Source organism: Mycobacterium heckeshornense, from assembly GCF_016592155.1.
In the GTDB taxonomy this organism is placed as follows: Bacteria; Actinomycetota; Actinomycetes; order Mycobacteriales; family Mycobacteriaceae; genus Mycobacterium; species Mycobacterium heckeshornense.
In genome coordinates this window covers 3,307,988-3,328,229 of record NZ_AP024237.1, presented here as the reverse complement: position 1 = coordinate 3,328,229, position 20,242 = coordinate 3,307,988, and the positions used below count along the sequence as shown (strand labels likewise).

The following is a 20,242-nucleotide window of genomic DNA, read 5'->3' as shown; positions in this document are numbered from 1 at the left end:
CTCCCTTGTCGTAGCTAGGCTACTGCGTCGCCGTCGAGGCTCCCCCTGTCTTCCTCGGCGATCAAACGCTCACGCCGCAGGAACCCGACGAGGTCGTCGACCGTCTCGGATAATGCCGGCTCACGCCGACGAACCTTGGCCAGCGCGCGGGCGTGCCGGTAGCACGTGTTGTCGTAGCGCTTGTCGCGCATCGCCTCGATCTTGCCGGCCGACCGGGTGAGGAAATCGACCAGTGGATAGAGCGGGTCGCGCGGTGTGCACCGACGGTTCACCTGCTCGGTGAACGACGGGATGTCGTGGTAGGTGAAGCGGTAACCGTGGCGTTCGGACAACAGCCGGGTGACGTCCGTGAGGTTGTAGTAGTCATCGGCGGTCATATTGAACACCGTGCCCGCCTCCGCGGGCAGGTCCATCAGCGTGACGATGTGCTCCGCGATCAGGTCTGCCGGCAGCAGGCTGATCTGGTTGAGCGCGTTGACGGCCAGGCCGTGTTCGATCATGAACGCTGTCAGACGCACATAGATGTCGTCCTGGCTGCCGTAGCCGGCGCTGGTGGGGGAGATCAGCGACGGCCGGTAGATGCGCACCTCCAGGCCTTTTCGCTGGGCGGCAAACGTCAGCTGCTCGGCGACCCACTTGGTCTGCGAGTAGCCGAAGTCCAGGCCGCTCATCTCCTCGTTCGCATAGTCTTCGCCGACCACCGGCAGGGTGCTCCAGCCGTAGATGAACGTGCTGGAGACCAAATGAAACGCCTTGCGGTGCCCGGTCATGGCCAGCCGCAACAACTCCCACGTGCCGCCCACGTTGGTGGGCCGCAGCGCGTCGTAGGTCCGGACGTAGTTGACCAGCGCGCCGTTGTGCACGATGACATCGACGTCCTCGGTCAGCTGCCGGAAGGCGGCCTTGCTGATTCCCAGGTGAGGCTCGGCCAAGTCCCCGCAGACGACGCGCACCCGTGCCCGGATCTCGGCCTCCAGGGCCGCTGACCACAGCTGCGCCCGGCGCAGCGAGGCGACGATGCGGTCCAGGCCGTGCGCCGCGTCGGTGGCACGCACCAGCGCGTGGACGGTGTAGGAGGTCTGACCGAGCAGGCTGGCGAGCAGGAACGGCCCCAGGAACCCCGTCGCACCCGTCAAAAGGACGTCGCGCGGCGCGCCTTCTCGCGCGGGCGGCAGCTCCGGCAGCGGAAGCCGTGTGTCGGCGCGCATCCGCGTGGTCTCGTATTCGTCGTACTCGACCGAGATTTGATCCAGCGCCTGGCGCAGCTCATTGAGCGGCTGTCCGGAGCCCTCGCCGAATTGGCGCATGAGCCGGAAGAACTCGGCGACTGTCAGGCGCTGCAGCAGGCGCGTGTTGACCTCCTCGGCCAGCCCGCCGGCACCATGCTCGTCCAGCAGGGCCTGCAGGTCCGCGCGGAGTTCGGCCAGGGCCAGCGAGTCGATGCCGAGGTCGGCGAACGAGCAGTCCTCGTCACCGGTGAGGTCGTAGCTCTCGATGAGATTGCGGAAGCGTTCCAGCGGACCCGCCGCGGCGTCGGGCGCCTCGTGGGCCTGATACGTGTGGCTGGCCAGCACGGGCAGTTTGCCGTCCAGCCAGAGCTGACGGGTCTGCGAGCGCCGGATCTTCCCGGAGGTGGTCTTGGGAATGCTGCGCGCCGGCACGAAGACGATGGTGTGCGGATCGATGTGGCAGTGCCTGCGGATCGCCCGCGCCAAGGCCTTGGCGTCCGGAAGCGTCTGCTCATCGCGCACCTCGGCGGCCACGACCAGGACTTCCTGGTCGTCGTTTTCGACCGCGAAAGCCGCGACGCAGCCGTCGCGGACCTGCGTTGCCGACCGTTCCACCACGGCTTCGATGTCCGATGGATAGCAGTTGACCCCGCGAACGATGATCAGATCCTTGGTGCGGCCGCAGACGAACAGCTCACCCTCATACAGGAAGCCCAGGTCTCCCGTTCGCAGATAGGTGCGCTCCTCGTCACCGGCAATGTGGCCTCTGAAGGTCTCCGCCGTTTTCTCCGGGCGCTGCCAGTAGCCGCCGCCTTTGGATGCACCAGCCACCCAGATCTCGCCGATTCGGCCCTCGCCGAGGTCATGGCGTGACCGGGGATCGACGATACGGACAATGTTTCCGTCGAGCGGCTTGCCGCAGCTCACCACGGGGGCTTGATTGTTGTTCTCCGGCAAGGCTTTTTCGACCCGCGCGATGTTCTTTTCCAGCGCACGCTTGTTCAACGTCAGGGTCTGGCGCCCGCGAAGCGAGACGATGAGCGTGTTTTCGGCCAAACCGTAAGCGCCCGTCAACGCGTCGGGCCGCAGCCCGTAGGGCGCGAAGCGCTGCCGAAAACGCGCGAAAGTGTTGGCCCGCAGCGGCTCAGCCCCGATGACCATGCTCTCCAGGCTGCTCAGGTCTATCCCGGCCAGCTCGGACGCGGGAAGCTTGTCTTCGCGCAGGCAATACTCAAGGGCGAAGTTCGGTGCTGGTGTGTGCGTGGCCCGCACGTCGCTGATGAGCCGCAGCCACGCCGATGGCCGCTGGAGAAAGTCAACCGGGGACATCGCATGCGTGCTGCCGCCCTTCAGCAACACGAACAGGTAAGCCGAAATCAGACCCATGTCGTGGTGCTGGGGAAGCCACGAGACGCATACTTCGTCGCCGGTGAACGCCGAGGCGTTGGCGATGACGTTAGCGTGGCTGACGATCACGCCCTTGGGGTCGCTGGTCGAGCCCGAGGTGTACTGCAGGAACAACACCGGGCCGGGTGTGTCCGCCACCGGGGCGCCGCCGAACTCCTGGGTGCCGTCCGTGGCAAACCAGGGCAGCTCCACCGGCCGCTGGGCGTCCGGCCAGGGCAGGCCGTTTTGCCGGTGGCCGAGCAGAAGCCGGTAGTCGTACTCGAACTGCTTGGTCGACAGCACCGCCTTGGCCCGGCAGTCGCGGGCGATGAAGCTGAGCTTGGCGAGCCCGGCTTCGAACGCCATCGGCAACGGCGGACTGACGGGGACGGCGATCACGCCAATACGCGCGCAGGCGAAGAATGCCGCGACCATCTCCAGACCCGGCGGGTAGACCAGCAGCGCTCGATCTCCCCGCCTGAGCCCGGCTTCGGCGAACAGGTAAGCGGCCAGCTCGCGCGTCCGCTCGGCGAAGCTCTGATACGTGTAATGCTCGAGCTCTCGGCCCTCGACATCAACGAACCGGAAAAGAATCTGATCCGGTCTCTGCGCTTCCCAGGTACGCAGGTAGTCGATAAGCGTCTCCATCGTCGGAGTATCCCCTTTCCAGGCCGGTCACGACCGAAATCAACAGAACAAGGCCTTCAACCACATCCGTACCGCTGATGCTAGCTCTGCTAACCGATACTAAGCAAAACCTTTTATCTTTTAATAGGCACTATACAACTCCCTTCCAAGAAGTTCACAGGCGAATTTTTTGACGGCGCTTTTCACTGTGGTCATCGGCAGCGTCCCAAGACGCCGATGTTTTCCACTTGTGGATTGTCTTCGATAATGATGACAGTACTCCCGTAACTACTGCTTTCAGTATGTCATGAGGAATATCCGCATGTCGAGTACACTATTGAGCGGCGACAACGTAGATACTGACTTCCGGACTACCACGTTGGCGTATTTAATGAGAAATCGGCAATGGAACGGAACACCACCAGTCTTATCGTGACCAGTGCTTCCAAGATACCAGCCATACAGCAAACTCAGATTTAGCGGATTTGTGCCTTTACGCAGCTGGACTGCTGGAACTGTCAGCAACCATGGGGCCCGCTGCGGAAAGCGAGCCGGTCTGTCGTCGGGAGCGGGCCCGCCCGGCCGCGGTCGTCGGGGCGGTTCGATGCCGATCGGCGGCACCGCGAGGCGTCCTTCCTCGCCCCGTCGAGCAGACCCTCAGAGTGTCCGTAGCTACTGAGAACTGATATACTGACATACTGATACTCTGCCCGACAGGAGGTCCTTTCGCCAATGAACACCGTTGACCGCAGGAAAGCCGACGGCGACCGGTCACGCCCGCACGCCGCGGCCACCCCGCTGACACCGTCGGTTGCGGCCGCGCCAACCGAACCTGTCATTCTGGGGCGAACACGCGTCACCCGGACCCGCCGAACGGTCGATCTCTCACCCGCCCAGCACCGAGCCCTCGACATCTGGCAGCGCGACGCCGCCGACCGCCTCGGGCTCGCCCGCGTCACCGGACAAGAGGTGCTCTCCGCGCTCGTCGATCAACTGCTGAGCGATCCGAAACTTTCCGCCCAGATCATCCGCACGATCCGGGACCGGCGGTGAGCTTATCGCCTGGTGCGCGGGACGACATCGGTCGCTGCACCTACCCGGGCGATACGGATAGCCGGCCCAGCGCGGGCCACGAGTTTGACGATGCCAGCGAAACGCTCGCCATCGATGATTGGCGATAACGGCTCGTCCTCGGCCTCGATGGTCATTTCCCGCCCGTTGACATCGCGGACCCGCTGACCGCGAACCGTGCCGCTGGTGAGCGCGGCGGGAAGCTGTACGACGATGAGCGACGGCCTCAGCTCGCCGGCTTGGAAATGCAGCGCACCGGGTTTGCATGCCTTGGGGAAGAGCCGGAACGGGCCGCCGATGCGCAGGTCGATCGCGCCGGCGTGCAGCAGCCGGTGCGCCGTCGTCGGGACTTCCTCGCCATCGATCACGACGCGGGCGTGCGTCGGTGCGAACAGGTGCGACGCCCAGTCACTTCGGTGCAGGCGTCCAGGTGCAACCTTGGCGGTTATGTAGTCGGCGAACATGCGGCCGATTACCCGGGCGACGGCCGCGCGGCCATGATCTGGGTTGGCGTAGTACTTGTCGTAGAACCGGTTACCGACGCCTCCGGCGGCCAAACCGAAACACAGGCGATGAAACGATGCGCCATCGGCGGTTTCGCCGACCAGTTCCAACGTGTCCAGGCACACTTCGGGCGGAGGCCGATCCGATTCGGCGGCGACCGTCAAGGCGCGCACGATCGCATCCGCTTTCCCGCGGACCCGCGCCTTGCGTGCGACGGCGTTGACGCTGCCGTGGTTGGTGGGCACGAACGTCGGCCAATGTTGCGGATCAGCGGCGCATTGGCGGACTTCGTTGATCAACCAGTGCAGCGACCCGTCGCCGCCATCGCCCACAAGGTGGGTGACCCGCGGACAGAGCCGCCGTACAGTCGCGCGAAGGTCCTCGACGGAGGCGGTTTCGTGCACCTCACCCCACGGGCCGACGATGCGGCGCAGATCGGCGCTGCGATCACCCGGTGCAGCAAGATTCTTGCGTGCTTTCGGGTTGACGATGATCCCTAGATACATCCGGAGGCCATCGACGCATGCTCGACGCGGATGGATCGCCGGTGATCGTTGTGGGACCGGGCTGACGGGGCGGAGACGTCGCGTCGCAAGTGAATACTCCTCGGCGGGAACTCGGGCCGCCCGAATGGGCGCCGCAGCTATCCCCAGCACGATACCGGTGGCATCCGCGTTGGCCGGCGCCCCCGGCAAAGTCGTGGACGACTTCACATTAGTGTGGCCGCCATGGCTGGTTGGACCGCAGCAGAACTGCCGTCGTTTGCCGGGCGCACCGTCATCGTCACCGGGGCCAACAGTGGATTGGGCGAGGTGGCCGCACGTGAATTGGCCCGCGCCGGGGCACGGGTCATCCTGGCTGTCCGCGACACCGAGAAGGGCAACGCCGCGGCCGAGCGGATGACCGGCGCCCAAAGCGGTCCGGTCGAGGTCCGCCATCTGGACCTGCAAGACCTATCCTCGGTGCGGAATTTCGCCGACGGCGTCGACGTCGTTGACGTCCTGGTGAACAACGCGGGCATCATGGCCGTCGACTTCGCGCTCACCACCGACGGCTTCGAGCGCCATATCGGCACCAATCACCTCGGGCATTTCGCGCTGACCAACCTGCTGTTGCCCAAGCTCACCGACCGAGTGGTGACGGTGTCGTCGCTGATGCACATCTTCGGCTACATCAGCCTCAAGGATCTGAACTGGCAGTCCCGGCCGTATTCGAGGTGGCTGGCATACAGCCAGTCGAAGCTGGCCAACCTGCTGTTCACCAGCGAGCTGCAGCGGCGGCTACACGGCGTCGGCTCGCCGCTGCGCGCCCTGGCCGCCCACCCGGGCTGGTCGCATACCAACCTGCAAGGCCAATCCGGACGCAAAGTGAGCGACACGGTGGTGATGGCCGTCGACCGGGTGGTGTCCACCGATGCCGACTTCGGCGCGCGGCAGACCTTGTACGCGGTGTCGCAGGATCTGGAGGGCGGCACATTCGTCGGCCCGCGATTCTGTTTTTACGGTCGTAGCCAGCCGACCTGGCGCAGCTGGCTGGCCCAGCGTGCAACCACCGCCACCGCGCTCTGGGAACTGTCGGAACAGCTCACGGGTACCAAATTCCCGTTTTGAATCTTTTAGAGAATCAACAGCATTCGCGAGTTGCCCAAGATGTTCGGCTTGACATAGCTCAGGTCCAGGAACTCGGCCACACCCAGGTCATAAGAGCGGCACATCTCTTCGTACACCTCGGCGGTCACCGGGGTGCCGTCGATCTCGGTGAAGCCGTGCCGGCTGAAAAACTCGGTCTCGAACGTCAATACGAACAGCCGTTGCAGTTGCAGCTCACGCGCCACCTCAATAAGGCGATCCACGATCGCGTGGCCGATACCGCGACCGGTCATATCGGGATGGACGGCAACGGTGCGTATTTCGCCGAGGTCCGACCACAAAACATGCAGTGCGCCGCAGCCCACCACCTCCCCGTCGTGTTCGGCCACCCAGAATTCCTGGACTGCCTCATAGAGCGTCACCAGGTTCTTTTCCAACAAGATCTTTCCGGCGTAGGTGTCGACAAGTCGTTTGATCGCCGGGACATCCGAGGTTCGCGCGCGCCGGACCACTGGCCGGGTGTCTGCTGACCTTCCCGCTGGGTCCACGCCTGCACAGTATCGGGATTCGGGACGTGCCAACTGGGCACCCGCTATTCTGAGGCGGTGTCGGGACAGCCTCAAACCGGTTCCACGGTGGGGCGCGTCCGCGTCGCCAACGTCGCCAACATGTTGACCGGTTTGCGGCTGGTACTGGTCCCGATTTTCGTGCTTGCGCTATTCGCCGGCGACGGCCATGACACCACCAGCCGAATCGCGGCTTTCGTGATCTTTGCCGTCGCCGTCGTCACCGACCGCTTCGACGGTGCGCTGGCCCGCACTTACGGCGTGGTGACCGAGTTGGGCACGTTGGCGGACCCGATCGCGGACAAGGCGCTCATCGGGGCGGCGCTGATCGGGCTGTCGATGCTCGGTGACTTGCCGTGGTGGGTGACCGTGCTGATCCTCGTCCGCGAGCTCGGAGTGACGGCACTACGCTTCGCGGTGCTGCGCCGTGGCGTTATTCCGGCCAGCTGGGGCGGCAAACTGAAGACCCTTGTCCAGGCGGTGGCGATCGGCCTGTTTGTGCTCCCGCTTTCCGGGTCGTGGCTCCTGGTGGCGACGGCGGTGATGACCGCTGCCCTGGTGCTGACGGTTGTCACCGGGGTCGACTACATCGCATCCGCGGCCAGGGAAGTTCGCTCGACGACCCGCTGATCGGGAATCGCGCCGGCGGGAACCACGCCGGCGCGGGCGGCGTTGACGTTAATGACCGCTGCGAAACACCGACGACCCGGGCAAAGGAGAGCGCGATGGCGTCATTGTTACGGGAGGTCATCGGCGACGTGCTGCGCCGGGCGCGGACTTCGCAAGGACGTACGCTGCGTGACGTATCCGGTTCTGCGCGGGTCAGCCTGGGATATCTTTCCGAGGTCGAGCGTGGCCGCAAGGAGCCATCCAGCGAGCTGCTGAGCGCCATTTGTGACGCGTTGGAGGTCCCGCTGTCGGAGGTGCTCATCGACGCCGGTGAGCGGATCGCAGCCTACGAACGCGCGGCCGTCTCCACGTCGGCCAGCGCGGCCAACATCGACGAGAGCACCAAGGTGGTCATCCCGCCCGTGTCGTTGGCGGTGGCCTGAGCCGAGCTATGCCCAGCGTGTCAGACCGGTGCGCAGCACGGGTGCCACCATCGACGCTGAACCGATAAATTGAGCACCAGGCGGGCCCGGCAGTCCGCCGGTAGATCTCGATACGAAGGCGGAGCTAACTCATGGCCAATCCGTTCGTCAAGGCGTGGAAGTACCTGATGGCGCTGTTCAACGCGAAAATCGACGAGCACGCCGACCCTAAGGTGCAGATTCAGCAGGCCATCGAGGAAGCCCAGCGCCAACACCAGGCGCTGACGCAGCAGGCGGCGCAAGTGATCGGCAATCAGCGCCAACTCGAGATGAGGCTGAACCGCCAGCTTGCCGATGTGGAAAAGCTTCAGGTCAATGTTCGACAGGCACTGACGCTGGCCGACCAGGCCACCGCCGCGGGTGACACCGCCAAGGCCACCGAGTACAACAATGCCGCCGAAGCGTTTGCGGCCCAACTGGTGACGGCCGAGCAGAGCGTCGAAGACCTCAAGACGTTACACGACCAGGCCTTGCAGGCCGCCGCCCAGGCCAAAAAAGCCGTCGAACAGAACGCGATGGTGTTACAGCAGAAGATCGCCGAGCGCACCAAATTGCTCAGCCAGCTCGAGCAAGCCAAGATGCAAGAACAGGTGAGTGCATCGCTGCGGTCGATGAGTGAGCTCGCGGCGCCCGGCACCACGCCCACCCTCGACGAGGTGCGCGACAAGATCGAACGCCGCTACGCCAATGCCGTGGGCGCGACCGAGTTGGCGCAGAGCACCGTCGCGGGCCGCATGCTGGAGGTCGAACAGGCCAGCGTGCAGATGGCAGGCCATCAACGCCTCGAGCAGATCCGGGCGTCGATGCGCGGTGAGGCTTTGCCCGCCGGGGGAACTTCCGGGTCCGCCAGCACACCGGCCACCCCCGCGACAGCCTCCGAGCCAACCCCAGAGAAGCCCATCGGCCAGAAGTAAGCGGGGAGTCGGAGATGGCGGTGAATAGCCAGCAGCTCATGGGCGGCGGAGGCTGGCGCGCGTTGCTGCAGCGTGGTTTCAACACCGCCAACGAGCTTTGCGACGTGGTCGCGGACAAGATCAGCGCGGTCACCGATCCGCGTGCCAGGCTGCTGCGGCGACGCCGCCGGGCACTGCGGTGGGCTGTGATTTTCGGTGTGGCCTCAGCGTTTTGGGCGACTGTGACGATATTGCTGGCAGCTTGGGGATGGTTCGTGGCGCTGCTGGTGGTCACCGGCTCTGTCGCGGCGGGCTCAGCGATTCCGGCGACGCTGTTGTTGATGCGCTACCGTTGGCTGCGCTCGTTGCCGCTACCGGCGCAGCGGCCCGCCAGCGTTCGCCGACTCCCGCCGCCGGGCTCTGCCGCGCGGCCCGCGATGCATGCGCTGGGCGCGTCCGAACGTGGATTCTCCTCTTTGCTGAGTGTCATGGAGCGAGGCAATATCTTGCCTCCCAACGAAATTCGAGATCTGACTGATGCGGCAAACCAGACCTCTGCTGCCATGGCGGCCACCGCTGCACAAGTGGTGTCCATGGAGCGAACCGCGAACGTGAGCCCGCAATCGCGGTCGTATTTGGTCCCCACGATCAACGCGTTTACTGCACAGTTGAGCGCCGGTGTGCGTCAGTACAATGAAATGGTAACCGCTGCAGCACAATTGGTGTCATCGGCGAGCGGGAATGGAGACGCAGCGGCTGCCCCTGCGGCGTTGCAGCAGCGCTACCGCGACGAATTGGCCGACGCCACCGACCGCCTCATCGGCTGGGCGCGGGCGTTCGACGAACTGGGTGGGTTGCCGCGGGTCTAGCCGAATTCGGGCGAAGTCTTAGAACGACGGCCGCAGCGAGGGTAACACGGTGGCAGCCAGCGCGCGCACCGTCGCCTTGAGCATGTCGTAGAAGTCGAAGTAGTCGCGCCACAAGGTGATTCGGCCATTGTGGACCTCGAAGACGCCACAGACCCAGAACTGCAGCCGCAACGGGCCCACGATCAGCGCATCGGTGCGTTCGGTGAGCACCGCGGCACCGTCCGCGGCGATGCGGTGGATCTTGACCTCGAACCTGACGCGGCCCTGCATCCGGCGGAACAGGTTTATCGTTCGGTCGCGGCCGTGGACGGTGGGCAACCCCACGTTCTGGTAGACCAAGTCGTCGTCTAATGCTGCGCCTGCGGCTTCGAAGTCCTCGTCCTGCAGCGCGTAGAGGAACTTCTCGATGATCCTGGTGTTGTCAACAGTGGTCGGCTCGGTCATGGTTGTCAGCCTAGAGAGGGCGGCTGTGACAAGGTAGGGGTGATGCGAGTCGCGGTGGTCGCCGGGCCGGATCCCGGGCACTCGTTTCCCGCTATCGCGCTGTGCCAGCGCTTTTCGGCCGCGGGCGACCAGCCGATTTTGCTCACCGGCACCGAATGGCTCGACGTGGCCCGCGCCGCCGGCCTCGACGCCGCCGAACTGGACGGGCTCGAGCCCACCGCCGCTGACGACGACCGCGACGCCGGGGCCAAGATTCACCAGCGGGCGGCGCGGATGGCCGTGCTCAACCTTCCCCGGCTACAGGCGCTGGCAGTCGATCTGGTGGTGTCCGACGTCATCACCGCCTGCGGCGGCATGGCCGCGGAACTGCTGGCCATCCCGTGGATCGAACTCAACCCACATCCGCTGTACCTGCCGTCGAAAGGGCTGCCGCCGGTGGGTAGCGGACTGGCGGCGGGCACCGGCGTCCGCGGTCGCCTGCGTGACGCGCTGCTGCGGTCGCTGACGGCGCGTTCGCTGCGTGCGGGGATGCGCCAGCGCGCGGCGGCCCGGGTCGGCATTGGCCTGCCGGCCCGCGACCCGGGGCCTTTGCGCCGGCTGATCGCCACCCTGCCCGCTCTGGAAGTACCCCGTCCGGACTGGCCGGCCGAGGCCGTCGTGGTGGGTCCGTTGCACTTCGAACCGACCAACCAGGTGCTGGCGATCCCGCCCGGTTCTGGACCGGTTGTCGTGGTAGCACCCTCGACGGCGTTGACCGGTGCGCGGGGTATGGCACAGGTCGCCTTGGACTGTCTGGTCCCGGGCAGGGGATTGCCGGCGGGTGCACGGGTCGTGGTGTCGCGGCTGAACGGTCCCAATCTGACGGTCCCGCCGTGGGCCGTGGTCGGCTTGGGACGCCAGGACGAACTGCTCGCGCAGGCCAATGTGGTGGTGTGCGGCGGGGGGCACGGGATGGTGGCCAAGGCGCTGCTGGCCGGTGTGCCGCTGGTGGTGGTACCCGGCGGCGGGGACCAGTGGGAAATAGCGAATCGTGTGGTACGCCAAGGCAGTGGGCTCTTGGTCCGGCCGCTGAGCGCCGACGGGCTGGTCGCTGCCGTCGGTGAGGTGCTGTCGTCACCGCGTTACCGGGATGCGGCCCGACAGGCCGCGGCCAGCGTCGCCGAGGTGGCCGATCCGGTAGAGGTGTGTCACCGCGCACTGGCTGGGTAGGTTGACGAGGGTGCGGTTGACGGAGTTTCACGAGCTGGTCACCCTGCGCTTCGGCGCTGCCTACGGCGCCTCGGTGCTGGTTGACCACGTGCTGACCGGTCTGGATGGGCGCACCGCCGCCCAGGCGATCGAGGACGGTGTGGATCCGCGCGAGGTATGGCGGGCGCTGTGCGTCGACTTCGACGTCCCGCGCGAGCAGTGGTGAGCCCCCGAGGCGCGAGCCGACGCGAGAGCACCCCCAGCGGGGTTTGGGGTGCTGTCGCGTCCCAGCGTCGGGGTGGGTGTGCCGTCGTGCGGCATCCCGGCCCGGTCGGGTGCCATGGGAGCCATTGTTCGCGCGCTCGGCGCGCCTACTTGCTGTCGAACACACGTTCGCTACTGTGGTGAGGGTTCGGAGGCACCGACTTGTCGGTGGGCTGTCCTAGCGTCACGGCCAACTGACCAATACCGGTCAACCGAACACCGACGACAGGAGAGGCATCAATATGACGCAAGCCCCGGACCGGGAGAAGGCTCTCGAGCTGGCAGTGGCCCAGATCGAGAAGAGTTATGGTAAAGGTTCGGTGATGCGCCTCGGCGACGAGTCGCGTCAGCCGATCTCGGTCATTCCGACCGGATCCATCGCACTCGATGTCGCGTTGGGCATCGGTGGTCTGCCGCGCGGGCGGATCGTGGAGATCTATGGCCCGGAGTCCTCGGGTAAGACCACCGTCGCATTGCACGCGGTGGCTAACGCGCAAGCCACGGGTGGTATCGCGGCGTTCATCGACGCCGAGCACGCGCTGGATCCGGAGTACGCCAAAAAGCTCGGGGTAGACACCGATTCGCTGCTGGTCAGTCAGCCCGACACCGGTGAGCAGGCGCTGGAGATCGCCGACATGCTGATCCGCTCCGGGGCGCTGGACATTCTGGTCATCGATTCGGTGGCCGCGCTGGTGCCGCGTGCCGAGATCGAAGGCGAGATGGGTGACAGCCATGTCGGCCTGCAAGCCCGCCTGATGAGCCAGGCAATGCGGAAAATGGCTGGTGCACTGAACAATTCCGGAACTACAGCGATCTTTATCAACCAGCTACGAGAGAAGGTAGGAGTCATGTTCGGCTCGCCCGAAACAACAACGGGCGGAAAGGCTTTGAAGTTCTACTCTTCGGTTCGATTGGATGTGCGGCGCATTGAGACGCTCAAGGACGGCACCGATGCGGTCGGTAACCGCACTCGGGTCAAGGTTGTCAAGAACAAGTGCGCTCCACCGTTCAAACAAGCGGAGTTCGACATCCTCTACGGCAAAGGGATCAGCCGGGAAGGCTCGCTGATCGACATGGGCGTGGAGCAGGGCTTCATCCGCAAGTCCGGGGCCTGGTTTACCTACGAGGGCGAGCAACTTGGGCAGGGCAAGGAGAATGCCCGCAACTTCCTGCTGGAAAACACCGACGTGGCCAACGAGATCGAGAAAAAGATCAAGGAAAAGCTCGGCATTGGCGCTGTGGTGACCGATGACGACGTCTTGCCCGCCCCCGTCGACTTCTGACGGAGCGCTGGCCCGCGAGGAGCAGGCGCGGGCGTTGTGCCTGCGCCTGCTCACCGCGCGGTCCCGTACCCGCGCTGAGCTCGAAGGTCAGCTGGCCAAACGGGGATACCCGCACGACGTCAGCGAACGGGTGCTGGACCGTCTAGCCGCCGTCGGGCTGGTCGATGATGTCGATTTTGCTCAACAGTGGGTGAATTCGCGGCGGGCGAAGGCGGGAAAAGGTAAGCGCGCGTTGGCCGCTGAACTGCACCGCAAGGGAGTCAGCAACGACGTGATCACCGCGGTGCTGGGCGGCCTGGATGCCGGTGTGGAACGAAGCCGGGCCGAGCGGCTGGTACGGGACAGGCTGCGGCGCGAGACCCTGGCCGACGACGACGCGCGGGTCGGCCGCCGGTTGGTGGCGATGCTTGTGCGACGGGGATACGACCAGACACTGGCCTACGACGTGGTCGGCACCGAACTGGCCCGCGAGCGGGAGCGCCGTCGGGTGTAAGCGTGCCGCGGCTTGAGCAGCCGTACCATGGCGGCGTGAGTTGCACGACAGCGCCAGCGGTGGCGGCGGCGCCGCCGACCCGCACCTACGAGGTGCGCACCTACGGCTGTCAGATGAACGTGCACGATTCCGAGCGGTTGGCGGGATTGCTGGAGGCGGCCGGCTACCGGCGCGCGCCTGAGGGCGCAGACGCCGACGTGGTGGTCTTCAACACGTGCGCCGTCCGGGAGAATGCCGACAACAAGCTCTACGGCAACTTGAGCCACCTGGCCCCGCGGAAGCGGCACAACCCGGACATGCAGATCGCGGTCGGCGGCTGCCTGGCGCAGAAGGACCGAGACGCGGTGCTGCGCAAGGCGCCGTGGGTCGATGTCGTTTTCGGTACCCACAACATCGGGTCGCTGCCCGCGCTGCTTGAGCGAGCCCGTCACAACAAGGTCGCCCAAGTCGAAATCGCCGAGGCGCTGCAGGTGTTCCCGTCAACGTTGCCAGCAGCCCGCGAATCAGCTTATGCCGCTTGGGTTTCCATCTCTGTCGGCTGCAACAACAACTGCACCTTCTGTATCGTGCCGTCGCTGCGGGGAAGGGAAGTCGACCGCAGTCCGGCCGACATCCTCGCCGAAGTACGGTCGTTGGTGGATGCGGGCGTGCTGGAGGTCACGCTGCTGGGCCAGAACGTCAACGCCTACGGCGTCTCGTTCGCCGATCCACGGTTGCCCCGCAATCGCGGCGCCTTCGCCGAGCTGCTGCGGGCCTGTGGACGCATCGAGGGGCTAGAACGGGTCCGGTTCACCTCACCGCATCCGGCGGAGTTCACCGACGACGTCATCGAGGCGATGGCGCAAACCCCCAACGTTTGCCCGGCCCTGCACATGCCGCTGCAGTCGGGTTCCGACCGGATTTTGCGTGCGATGCGGCGGTCCTACCGGGTCGAGCGTTACCTGGGGATTATCGATCGGGTGCGCGCGGCGATACCGCACGCGGCCATCACCACCGACGTGATCGTTGGCTTTCCCGGTGAAACCGAGGAGGACTTCGCCGCCACGCTCGAGCTGATGCGGCGGGTTAGGTTCGCCGGCGCGTTCACCTTCCAATATTCCAAGCGCCCCGGCACGCCGGCGGCAGACTTCGACGGGCAGGTACCCAAAGACGTTGTGCAAGAACGCTATCAACGGCTGGTTGCGCTACAGGAGCAGATCGCGCTGGAGGAGAACCGTGCTCAGATCGGCAACACCGTCGAACTGCTCGTCGCCAGTGGCGAGGGCCGCAAAGACAGCCGCACGGCCCGGATGAGCGGGCGGGCCCGCGACGGCCGGCTCGTCCACTTCACGCCCGGCGAGCAGCGGATACGCCCGGGCGACATCGTCACCACCGTGGTCACCGGCGCCGCGCCGCATCACCTCATTGCCGACGCCGGCGTCCTCTCGCACCGCCGCACCCGCGCCGGTGATGTGCATGAGCAGCGGCCGCGCGGGGTAGGCCTCGGCATGCCCGGTATTGGGTGCCGATGAACGAGTTCGACGCGTTCAAAGCGGACCTGGAGGACGCCGAGCGCCGCATTGCGCGTGAAATCGATCCTGGCGTAAGAGGTTTCGTCGTCGCCATCCTGGTGTTCGTGCTGCTTGGCTCGTTTATCCTGCCGCACACCGGTGATGTCCGGGGCTGGGATGTGCTGTTCGCCAGCCACGGAGCCGCCGCCGCGGCCCTGGCGTTGCCGTCGCGGGTGTTCGGCTGGCTGGCGCTGGTGTTCGGCGTCGGCTTTTCGATGCTGGCATTGATGACCCGGCGCTGGGCGTTGGCCTGGGTGGCGCTGGCCGGCTCGGCGTTAGCCAGTGCCGTCGGTCTGCTTGCGGTCTGGTCGCGACAAACGGTGGCTGAAGGTCATCCCGGCCCCGGTGTGGGTCTCGTCATCTCGTGGATCACCGTGATCATGCTCACCTTCCACTGGGCCCGGGTGGTGTGGTCGCGCACCATCGTGCAGCTTGCCGCTGAGGAACAACGCCGCCGCGCCGCCGCGCGCCGGCAGTCCAAAACGCTGCTGGAAAGCCTCGACAACCCCGACGCGGACAAACCGCCAGGCCCCGACCGGCGGCCTTAGGGTTTGCGGGTCAGCGCGTCGGCGGCGGCCTCGGCCCACTCGCGCCACTGCTGAGCGTTCGCCTTGGCCTCGTCGGCTTCCTTGCTACGGCCAGCGGCCTGCGCCTTTTCGGCCTGGCGCTCGAATTGCTCGGCGCGGGCGCGGAACTGCTCGGCCCGGGCCTGCGCTTGCGGGTCGGACCAGCCCGGCTCGGTCGCGTCGCGCACCCGCTTCTCCACCGCTCGCAGCCGCCGCTCCAGCTCAGCGGAGCGCTCCCGCGGCACCTTGCCGATCTTGTCCCACCGCTCGGCGATCGATCGCAGCGCCGCCCTGGCGGCGTCGTGGTTGCTGGTGTCCAGCTTTTCGGCCTCAGCAAGCAGCGCCTCTTTGGCGGCGGCGTTGGCGCGCAATTCGGCATCGCGCTCAGCGGTAGCGGCATTGCGCGCCTTGAAGAACTTGTCCTGGGCAGCCTTGAAGCGCCGCCACAACGCGTCGTCGACCTCGCGGGCGGCTCGTCCGGCCGCCTTCCATTCGCCGAGCAGCTTGCGGAACTCCGCGCTGGTGGCGCTCCAGTCCGTTGATTCTGCGAGTTCTTCGGCGCGCTGACACAACCGCTCCTTGGCGTCACGGGCCCCGGAGCGTTCCCGGTCCAGCTCGGCGAAATGCGATCCCCGCCGACGGTTGAACATCTCGCGGGCCGCGGCGTAGCGCTTCCAGAGCACATCGTCGGTTTTGCGGTCCACCCCGGTGATCGTTTTCCACTCCTCGAGGATGGCGCGCAGCCGGTCACCGGCGGCTTTCCACTGCGTCGAATTGGCGGCCAGCTCTTCGGCCTCGGCGGCCAGCGCCTCCTTGCGCGCGGTCTGCGCTGCGCGATGTTGTTCACGGCGGGCACGGTCAGCGGCGGCGACGGACTCGGCGTGTTCGCGGATCGCGGTCAACCGGGCGGCCAGCGCGTCGACGTCGCCGAGCACATTGGCTGTGGGCAACGCCTCGGCGAGCGCCGACGCGGTGGCTTTGATCTTGCGGGCATCGCCGGTGCCGGTCGCCAGGCGTTCCTCCAGCAAGGCGACTTCGGTGCTCAGGTCGTCAAACCGCCGGCCGAAATGCGCGAACGCGGCTTCGGAGTCGCCAGCTTGCCATGATCCGATCACCCGCTCGCCACTGGCCGTGATCAACCACACCGTGCCGTCGTCGTCGACACGGCCGAACCGGTGAGGGTCGCTGGCAGGTGCCGCCGCGACGGGGTGCAGCAAGGATCGTGAGGTCGGTCGGGGCCCGGGACGTGGCCCCGGGCGGGGTGCCGGACGGGGCGAATCGCTGCGGCGAGGCTCCTGAGAGGTCATACGCTGCCGTCACCACCCTTCGCGCGGTTGGGTCCGCGCACCTGCCGCGCACCGCGGCGCCATCAGCTGCAAGTCGGAGCGGTGCTCCTGACCGGTTCCAACTGTATTGAAGCAGCTTGGCGGCCAACATGCGGGCACGTTGGTTTTGCCCGTTGTCGTCACACCGGCGGGCTGCGATGGTATGCAAGCGTTACAGATCGGGCACGACCCAGCCGTCGGGCGCGTGCCTTCGGTGCGGTGCGACGCCGCGCGAGCACAATAGGGGGTTCGTAAAACTGTCGCCGAATAGCAGGCAGGTCACGGCATTCGGGCCGGCCGGCCGGTAAGGGGGTCACCCATCGCGAAGGTGGATATCGCTGCGCTGCTTGCCCTGATCGCCGCGCTGATATCCGGAGCGGGGGATGTGATCCGCCAGCGGTCTGCGCAGGAGATCACCGACGAGCCCGTCGGGCATCTGCAACTGTTCCGCATGTCGCTTCGCGACGCCCGCTGGTGGCTGGGCGGTGTGGCCGCGGTTGCCAGTTTCGGTTTGCAAGCCGTGGCATTGGGACTGGGGTCGGTGGTGTTGGTGCAGGCGCTGCAAGTGACGGCGTTGCTGTTCGCATTGCCGATCAATGCCAGGCTCACCCGGCATCCGGTCAGCCGCCGGGAGTGGGTGTGGGCGGTGCTGGTAGCTGCGGCGGTCGCGGTTTTTGTCGTCGTGGGTGATCCGACCGCTGGCGTCCAGCGCGGGTCGGCCACGGCGTGGACGGTGGTCGCCGCGGTGATGGGACCGGCGTTGGCGTTGTGTGTCGTGGGGGCGCGGATCTGTTCGGGGCCGGCAGCCGCGATATTGCTGGCGTTGGTGTCGGCGTCGGCGTGGGCGCTGTTTGCGGTGCTGACCAAGGGGATTGTCGCGGTGCTTGACCAGGGGCTGGGACCGGTGCTGCGCACGCCGGAGCTGTATGCCTGGCTGCTGGCGGCGCTGGTCGGCACGGTATTTCAGCAGTCGTCGTTTCGGGCCAGCGCGCTGACCGCCTCGTTGCCGACCATGACGGTGGCCGAGCCGGTGGTCGCATCGGTCCTCGGGGTGGCCGTGCTCGGTGAAACCTTGCAGACCCCCGGTGCGGAGATCGTCGTGCTGATCGCGGCGGTGGCAGTGGTGGTCGTCGCGACGGTGGCGCTGGCGCGCGGCGAGGCCGTCACTATGGCCGCCGGCGCCGAACGGCGCCCGGTTGAGGTTGCCGGACTAGGCGACGCGATCTCGCGCAGCGTGCTTGCGTAGTTGGCGAGGTTGGCGGGCGCAATAGAGTGTTTCTCGGCCCGTCGGGAAACAGCGGGTGAATAGTTAGGTGTGCGTAACGGCTTTGCAGGCCGGACGTCGGCGAGGAGATCAGCCCATGTCGAATACCGATGTTGCGACGCTGCTCGCCTTGTGCGCTGCGCTCGCAGCCGCGATCGGGAGTGTGATCCGTCAGCGGTCCGCGCAACTGGTCACCGATAAGCAGGTCGGCCATTTGGCCCTGTTTGGCATGCTGTTGCGCGACGTCCGGTGGTGGCTGGGCGGAATGGGGGATATTGCCAGTTACTGCCTGATTGCCGCAGCGCTCGACCATGGCTCGGTCATGCTGGTCACGGCGCTGCAGGTCACGGTCATCCTCTTCGCCCTGCCGATTTATGCACGGGTGACTGGCCACCGGATCACGGGCCGGGAGTGGATGTGGGCGATATTGCTGGCCGCGGCGTTGGCGGTGGTCGTGACCGTCGGGGATCCGACGGCCGGTGACTCCCACGGCTCGCTGCAAGCCTGGATCGTTGTGGCGATGGTGATGGGTCCGGCGTTGGGGTTATGTGTTTTGGGCGCCCAGATCTGGTCGGATCGGCCGGCTGCGGCGGTGCTGCTGGCAGTGGTGTCGGGCTCGTCGTTGGCGCTGTTCGCGGTGCTGACCAAGGGCATCGTCGACGTGCTCGAACATGGCGCCGGCCACTTGTTGCAGACGCCGGAGCTGTATGCGTGGGTGCTTGCCGCGCTGGTCGCGATGGTCTTTCAGCAGTCGGCGTTCCGCGCCGGCGCCCTGACCGCCTCGCTGCCCACTATCACGGTGGCAAAGCCGGTGGTGGCCACCGTGCTCGGGGTGACCGTGCTCGGCGAGAGTTTACGTGCCGACGGCACTGAATGGCTTGTGCTCGTCGTCGCCGCCGTCGTGGTGATGGTCGCGACGGTGGCCCTGGCCCGTGGCGAGGCCGCAACCATGGCGGCCGGCGCGGGGCGGGACGCGAAGGCCCGTGACCTGCCAGCGGCAGCGTCGCAACACCTGAGCGGCTAACGGTTTCCCGGCGCGCCGCGCCTCATTGCCCAGCGTCGCAGCATGTTCGTGCAACAGTTGATATGCGTCGGCGGAAGTCGGCGGGGAGGTCAGGCATGCCGAAGACGGACATCGCCGCGCTGCTGGCCTTAAGCGCGGCGCTGTTCATCGCGGTCGGCAACGTGATCCACCAGCGCGCCGCGCGGCAGGTCACCGACAAGCCGGTCGGCCATGTCGGGTTGTTCGCCAGGCTGCTGCGATACCCCCGCTGGTGGTTGGGAAGTCTTGCGGGTGGCGTCGGTTTCGGGCTGCAGGCCGCGGCGCTGGGCTTGGGATCGGTGCTGTTGGTACAGGCGTTGCTGGTGACGGCGCTTTTGTTCGCGTTGCCGATCAACGCCCGCGTCACCCATCGTCGGATGACCAGGCGGGAATGGACGTGGGCGGCGCTGCTGGCCGTTGCGGTTGCAATCGTGGTGACCATCGGCCATCCGTCGGCCGGTCACGCCCGGGCCCCGATCACAACCTGGGCCGTCGCGATCGTGGTGATCGGCCCGGCGTTGGTGTCGTGCCTGGTGGTGGCCCGGAGGTGTTCCGGCCCTACGGTCGCGGTGCTGCTGGCGATGGCGTCCGCGTTGTCGTGGGCGCTCTTCGCGGTGTTGACCAAGGGGGTCATCGGGGTGCTGGGCGACGGTATTGCAGTGCTACTGCGGACCCCCGAGTTGTACGGCTGGCTGCTGGCCGCGTTGGGGGCGACGGTGTGGCAGCAGTCGTCGTTTCGCGCCGGTGCGCTGACCGCATCGCTGCCAACGCTGACGGTGTGTCAGCCGCTGCTGGGTTCGCTGCTGGGAATCGCCATGCTGGGTGAGGTCCTGCGGCCGGGCCAGGCCGGGTGGTCGACGTTGGCGGTTGCGGTGGTCGTGATGATTGCGGCGACAGTGGCCTTGGCGCGCGACGAGGCGGCCACGCTCACGACCGGCCGGGGCGGCGCATCAGCCACCCATCAGCCCGCGATGTCACCGGGACGTTAGTTTGGTGGC

The 20,242-nt window shown here is 66.4% G+C and carries 20 protein-coding genes; 15 read left to right on the top strand and 5 right to left on the bottom strand.

All coding sequences use genetic code 11. The annotated features are described in order from the left end of the window. Nucleotides 1–14: 14 nt before the first annotated feature. Complete coding sequence (locus tag MHEC_RS15985; protein ID WP_048891603.1) at nt 15–3,263, bottom strand: thioester reductase domain-containing protein; 3,249 nt, start codon at nt 3,261–3,263, stop codon at nt 15–17. A gap of 711 nt (nt 3,264–3,974) precedes the next feature. Here MHEC_RS15985 and MHEC_RS15980 point away from each other — a divergent pair. After that, a complete protein-coding gene (locus MHEC_RS15980) occupies nt 3,975–4,295 on the top strand; it encodes a hypothetical protein (protein WP_048891602.1) in 321 nt (106 codons plus the stop codon). Nucleotides 4,296–4,297: 2 nt separating this feature from the next. Here MHEC_RS15980 and MHEC_RS15975 read toward each other — a convergent pair whose 3' ends face one another. Further along, nucleotides 4,298–5,323, bottom strand: coding sequence for a diacylglycerol kinase family protein (locus MHEC_RS15975; RefSeq protein WP_048891601.1), 1,026 nt, complete (start codon nt 5,321–5,323; stop codon nt 4,298–4,300). Nucleotides 5,324–5,545: 222 nt separating this feature from the next. Between MHEC_RS15975 and MHEC_RS15970 the strand changes: the two genes are divergently transcribed. Then, nucleotides 5,546–6,427: an oxidoreductase gene (locus tag MHEC_RS15970; RefSeq protein WP_048891636.1), complete on the top strand. Its 882-nt coding sequence runs from the start codon at nt 5,546–5,548 to the stop codon at nt 6,425–6,427. 5 nt (nt 6,428–6,432) lie between these two features. Here MHEC_RS15970 and MHEC_RS15965 read toward each other — a convergent pair whose 3' ends face one another. Further along, entirely contained in the window at nt 6,433–6,954 is a 522-nt protein-coding gene (locus MHEC_RS15965) for an amino-acid N-acetyltransferase (RefSeq protein WP_099869319.1), read from the bottom strand. 57 nt (nt 6,955–7,011) lie between these two features. On the opposite strand from MHEC_RS15965, the gene pgsA reads away from it, so the two are divergent. The 4 genes from pgsA to pspM all read left to right on the top strand — a co-directional run bounded on the left by pgsA (nt 7,012) and on the right by pspM (nt 9,825). Further along, nucleotides 7,012–7,602 (top strand): CDP-diacylglycerol--glycerol-3-phosphate 3-phosphatidyltransferase, encoded by a 591-nt coding sequence (gene pgsA, locus MHEC_RS15960; protein WP_048891599.1) that lies wholly within the window; start codon nt 7,012–7,014, stop codon nt 7,600–7,602. Between the two features lie 95 nt (nt 7,603–7,697). Next, complete coding sequence (gene clgR, locus MHEC_RS15955; RefSeq protein ID WP_048891598.1) at nt 7,698–8,024, top strand: transcriptional regulator ClgR; 327 nt, start codon at nt 7,698–7,700, stop codon at nt 8,022–8,024. A 131-nt stretch (nt 8,025–8,155) separates the two neighbouring features. Beyond that, nucleotides 8,156–8,977, top strand: a complete 822-nt coding sequence (gene pspA / locus MHEC_RS15950; RefSeq protein WP_048891597.1) for a phage shock protein PspA — start codon at nt 8,156–8,158, stop codon at nt 8,975–8,977. 14 nt (nt 8,978–8,991) lie between these two features. Further along, the gene (pspM, locus tag MHEC_RS15945; RefSeq protein WP_048891596.1) at nt 8,992–9,825 is read left to right on the top strand and encodes a phage shock envelope stress response protein PspM; all 834 of its coding nucleotides are present in this window, start codon (nt 8,992–8,994) and stop codon (nt 9,823–9,825) included. An 18-nt stretch (nt 9,826–9,843) separates the two neighbouring features. On the opposite strand, the gene MHEC_RS15940 is transcribed toward pspM, so the two are convergent. Beyond that, a complete protein-coding gene (locus MHEC_RS15940) occupies nt 9,844–10,269 on the bottom strand; it encodes a limonene-1,2-epoxide hydrolase (protein WP_048891595.1) in 426 nt (141 codons plus the stop codon). Between the two features lie 42 nt (nt 10,270–10,311). On the opposite strand from MHEC_RS15940, the gene MHEC_RS15935 reads away from it, so the two are divergent. The 6 genes from MHEC_RS15935 to MHEC_RS15910 all read left to right on the top strand — a co-directional run bounded on the left by MHEC_RS15935 (nt 10,312) and on the right by MHEC_RS15910 (nt 15,595). Continuing rightward, the gene (locus tag MHEC_RS15935; protein WP_048891594.1) at nt 10,312–11,478 is read left to right on the top strand and encodes a glycosyltransferase; all 1,167 of its coding nucleotides are present in this window, start codon (nt 10,312–10,314) and stop codon (nt 11,476–11,478) included. A 10-nt stretch (nt 11,479–11,488) separates the two neighbouring features. After that, on the top strand, nt 11,489–11,683 hold the full coding sequence (locus MHEC_RS15930; RefSeq protein ID WP_048891593.1) for a DUF3046 domain-containing protein: 195 nt from the start codon (nt 11,489–11,491) through the stop codon (nt 11,681–11,683). A 280-nt stretch (nt 11,684–11,963) separates the two neighbouring features. Continuing rightward, nucleotides 11,964–13,004, top strand: a complete 1,041-nt coding sequence (gene recA, locus MHEC_RS15925) for a recombinase RecA (RefSeq protein ID WP_048891592.1) — start codon at nt 11,964–11,966, stop codon at nt 13,002–13,004. Next, on the top strand, nt 12,970–13,497 hold the full coding sequence (recX, locus tag MHEC_RS15920; protein ID WP_048891591.1) for a recombination regulator RecX: 528 nt from the start codon (nt 12,970–12,972) through the stop codon (nt 13,495–13,497). Before recA ends, recX begins: the two co-directional genes overlap by 35 nt. A 35-nt stretch (nt 13,498–13,532) precedes the next feature. Further along, nucleotides 13,533–15,008 (top strand): tRNA (N6-isopentenyl adenosine(37)-C2)-methylthiotransferase MiaB, encoded by a 1,476-nt coding sequence (gene miaB / locus MHEC_RS15915; protein ID WP_048891635.1) that lies wholly within the window; start codon nt 13,533–13,535, stop codon nt 15,006–15,008. After that, nucleotides 15,005–15,595 carry an Rv2732c family membrane protein gene (locus MHEC_RS15910; protein ID WP_048891590.1) on the top strand — a complete coding sequence of 197 codons (591 nt, stop codon included), beginning with the start codon at nt 15,005–15,007 and terminating at the stop codon, nt 15,593–15,595. Before miaB ends, MHEC_RS15910 begins: the two co-directional genes overlap by 4 nt. Here MHEC_RS15910 and MHEC_RS15905 read toward each other — a convergent pair. Then, nucleotides 15,592–16,920 carry a DUF349 domain-containing protein gene (locus MHEC_RS15905; protein WP_048891589.1) on the bottom strand — a complete coding sequence of 443 codons (1,329 nt, stop codon included), beginning with the start codon at nt 16,918–16,920 and terminating at the stop codon, nt 15,592–15,594. The genes MHEC_RS15910 and MHEC_RS15905 overlap by 4 nt on opposite strands. Before the next feature lie 337 nt (nt 16,921–17,257). Between MHEC_RS15905 and MHEC_RS15900 the strand changes: the two genes are divergently transcribed. The 3 genes from MHEC_RS15900 (at nt 17,258) to MHEC_RS15890 (ending at nt 20,233) form a co-directional block, all read left to right on the top strand. Next, nucleotides 17,258–18,184, top strand: a complete 927-nt coding sequence (locus MHEC_RS15900) for a DMT family transporter (RefSeq protein WP_048891588.1) — start codon at nt 17,258–17,260, stop codon at nt 18,182–18,184. 115 nt (nt 18,185–18,299) lie between these two features. Continuing rightward, a complete protein-coding gene (locus MHEC_RS15895) occupies nt 18,300–19,226 on the top strand; it encodes a DMT family transporter (protein ID WP_048891587.1) in 927 nt (308 codons plus the stop codon). Nucleotides 19,227–19,321: 95 nt separating this feature from the next. Beyond that, nucleotides 19,322–20,233 (top strand): DMT family transporter, encoded by a 912-nt coding sequence (locus MHEC_RS15890; protein WP_048891586.1) that lies wholly within the window; start codon nt 19,322–19,324, stop codon nt 20,231–20,233. Nucleotides 20,234–20,242 lie beyond the last annotated feature (9 nt).

What these genes read in the sequence shown, in the direction of transcription:
- MHEC_RS15985 (WP_048891603.1), bottom strand. Translation starts at nt 3,263, where the DNA reads ATGGAGACGCTTATCGACTACCTGCGTACCTGGGAAGCGCAGAGACCG.
- MHEC_RS15980 (WP_048891602.1), top strand. Translation starts at nt 3,975, where the DNA reads ATGAACACCGTTGACCGCAGGAAAGCCGACGGCGACCGGTCACGCCCG.
- MHEC_RS15975 (WP_048891601.1), bottom strand. Translation starts at nt 5,323, where the DNA reads ATGTATCTAGGGATCATCGTCAACCCGAAAGCACGCAAGAATCTTGCT.
- MHEC_RS15970 (WP_048891636.1), top strand. Translation starts at nt 5,546, where the DNA reads ATGGCTGGTTGGACCGCAGCAGAACTGCCGTCGTTTGCCGGGCGCACC.
- clgR (WP_048891598.1), top strand. Translation starts at nt 7,698, where the DNA reads ATGGCGTCATTGTTACGGGAGGTCATCGGCGACGTGCTGCGCCGGGCG.
- pspA (WP_048891597.1), top strand. Translation starts at nt 8,156, where the DNA reads ATGGCCAATCCGTTCGTCAAGGCGTGGAAGTACCTGATGGCGCTGTTC.
- pspM (WP_048891596.1), top strand. Translation starts at nt 8,992, where the DNA reads ATGGCGGTGAATAGCCAGCAGCTCATGGGCGGCGGAGGCTGGCGCGCG.
- MHEC_RS15940 (WP_048891595.1), bottom strand. Translation starts at nt 10,269, where the DNA reads ATGACCGAGCCGACCACTGTTGACAACACCAGGATCATCGAGAAGTTC.
- MHEC_RS15935 (WP_048891594.1), top strand. Translation starts at nt 10,312, where the DNA reads ATGCGAGTCGCGGTGGTCGCCGGGCCGGATCCCGGGCACTCGTTTCCC.
- recA (WP_048891592.1), top strand. Translation starts at nt 11,964, where the DNA reads ATGACGCAAGCCCCGGACCGGGAGAAGGCTCTCGAGCTGGCAGTGGCC.
- recX (WP_048891591.1), top strand. Translation starts at nt 12,970, where the DNA reads ATGACGACGTCTTGCCCGCCCCCGTCGACTTCTGACGGAGCGCTGGCC.
- MHEC_RS15910 (WP_048891590.1), top strand. Translation starts at nt 15,005, where the DNA reads ATGAACGAGTTCGACGCGTTCAAAGCGGACCTGGAGGACGCCGAGCGC.
- MHEC_RS15905 (WP_048891589.1), bottom strand. Translation starts at nt 16,920, where the DNA reads ATGACCTCTCAGGAGCCTCGCCGCAGCGATTCGCCCCGTCCGGCACCC.
- MHEC_RS15895 (WP_048891587.1), top strand. Translation starts at nt 18,300, where the DNA reads ATGTCGAATACCGATGTTGCGACGCTGCTCGCCTTGTGCGCTGCGCTC.
- MHEC_RS15890 (WP_048891586.1), top strand. Translation starts at nt 19,322, where the DNA reads ATGCCGAAGACGGACATCGCCGCGCTGCTGGCCTTAAGCGCGGCGCTG.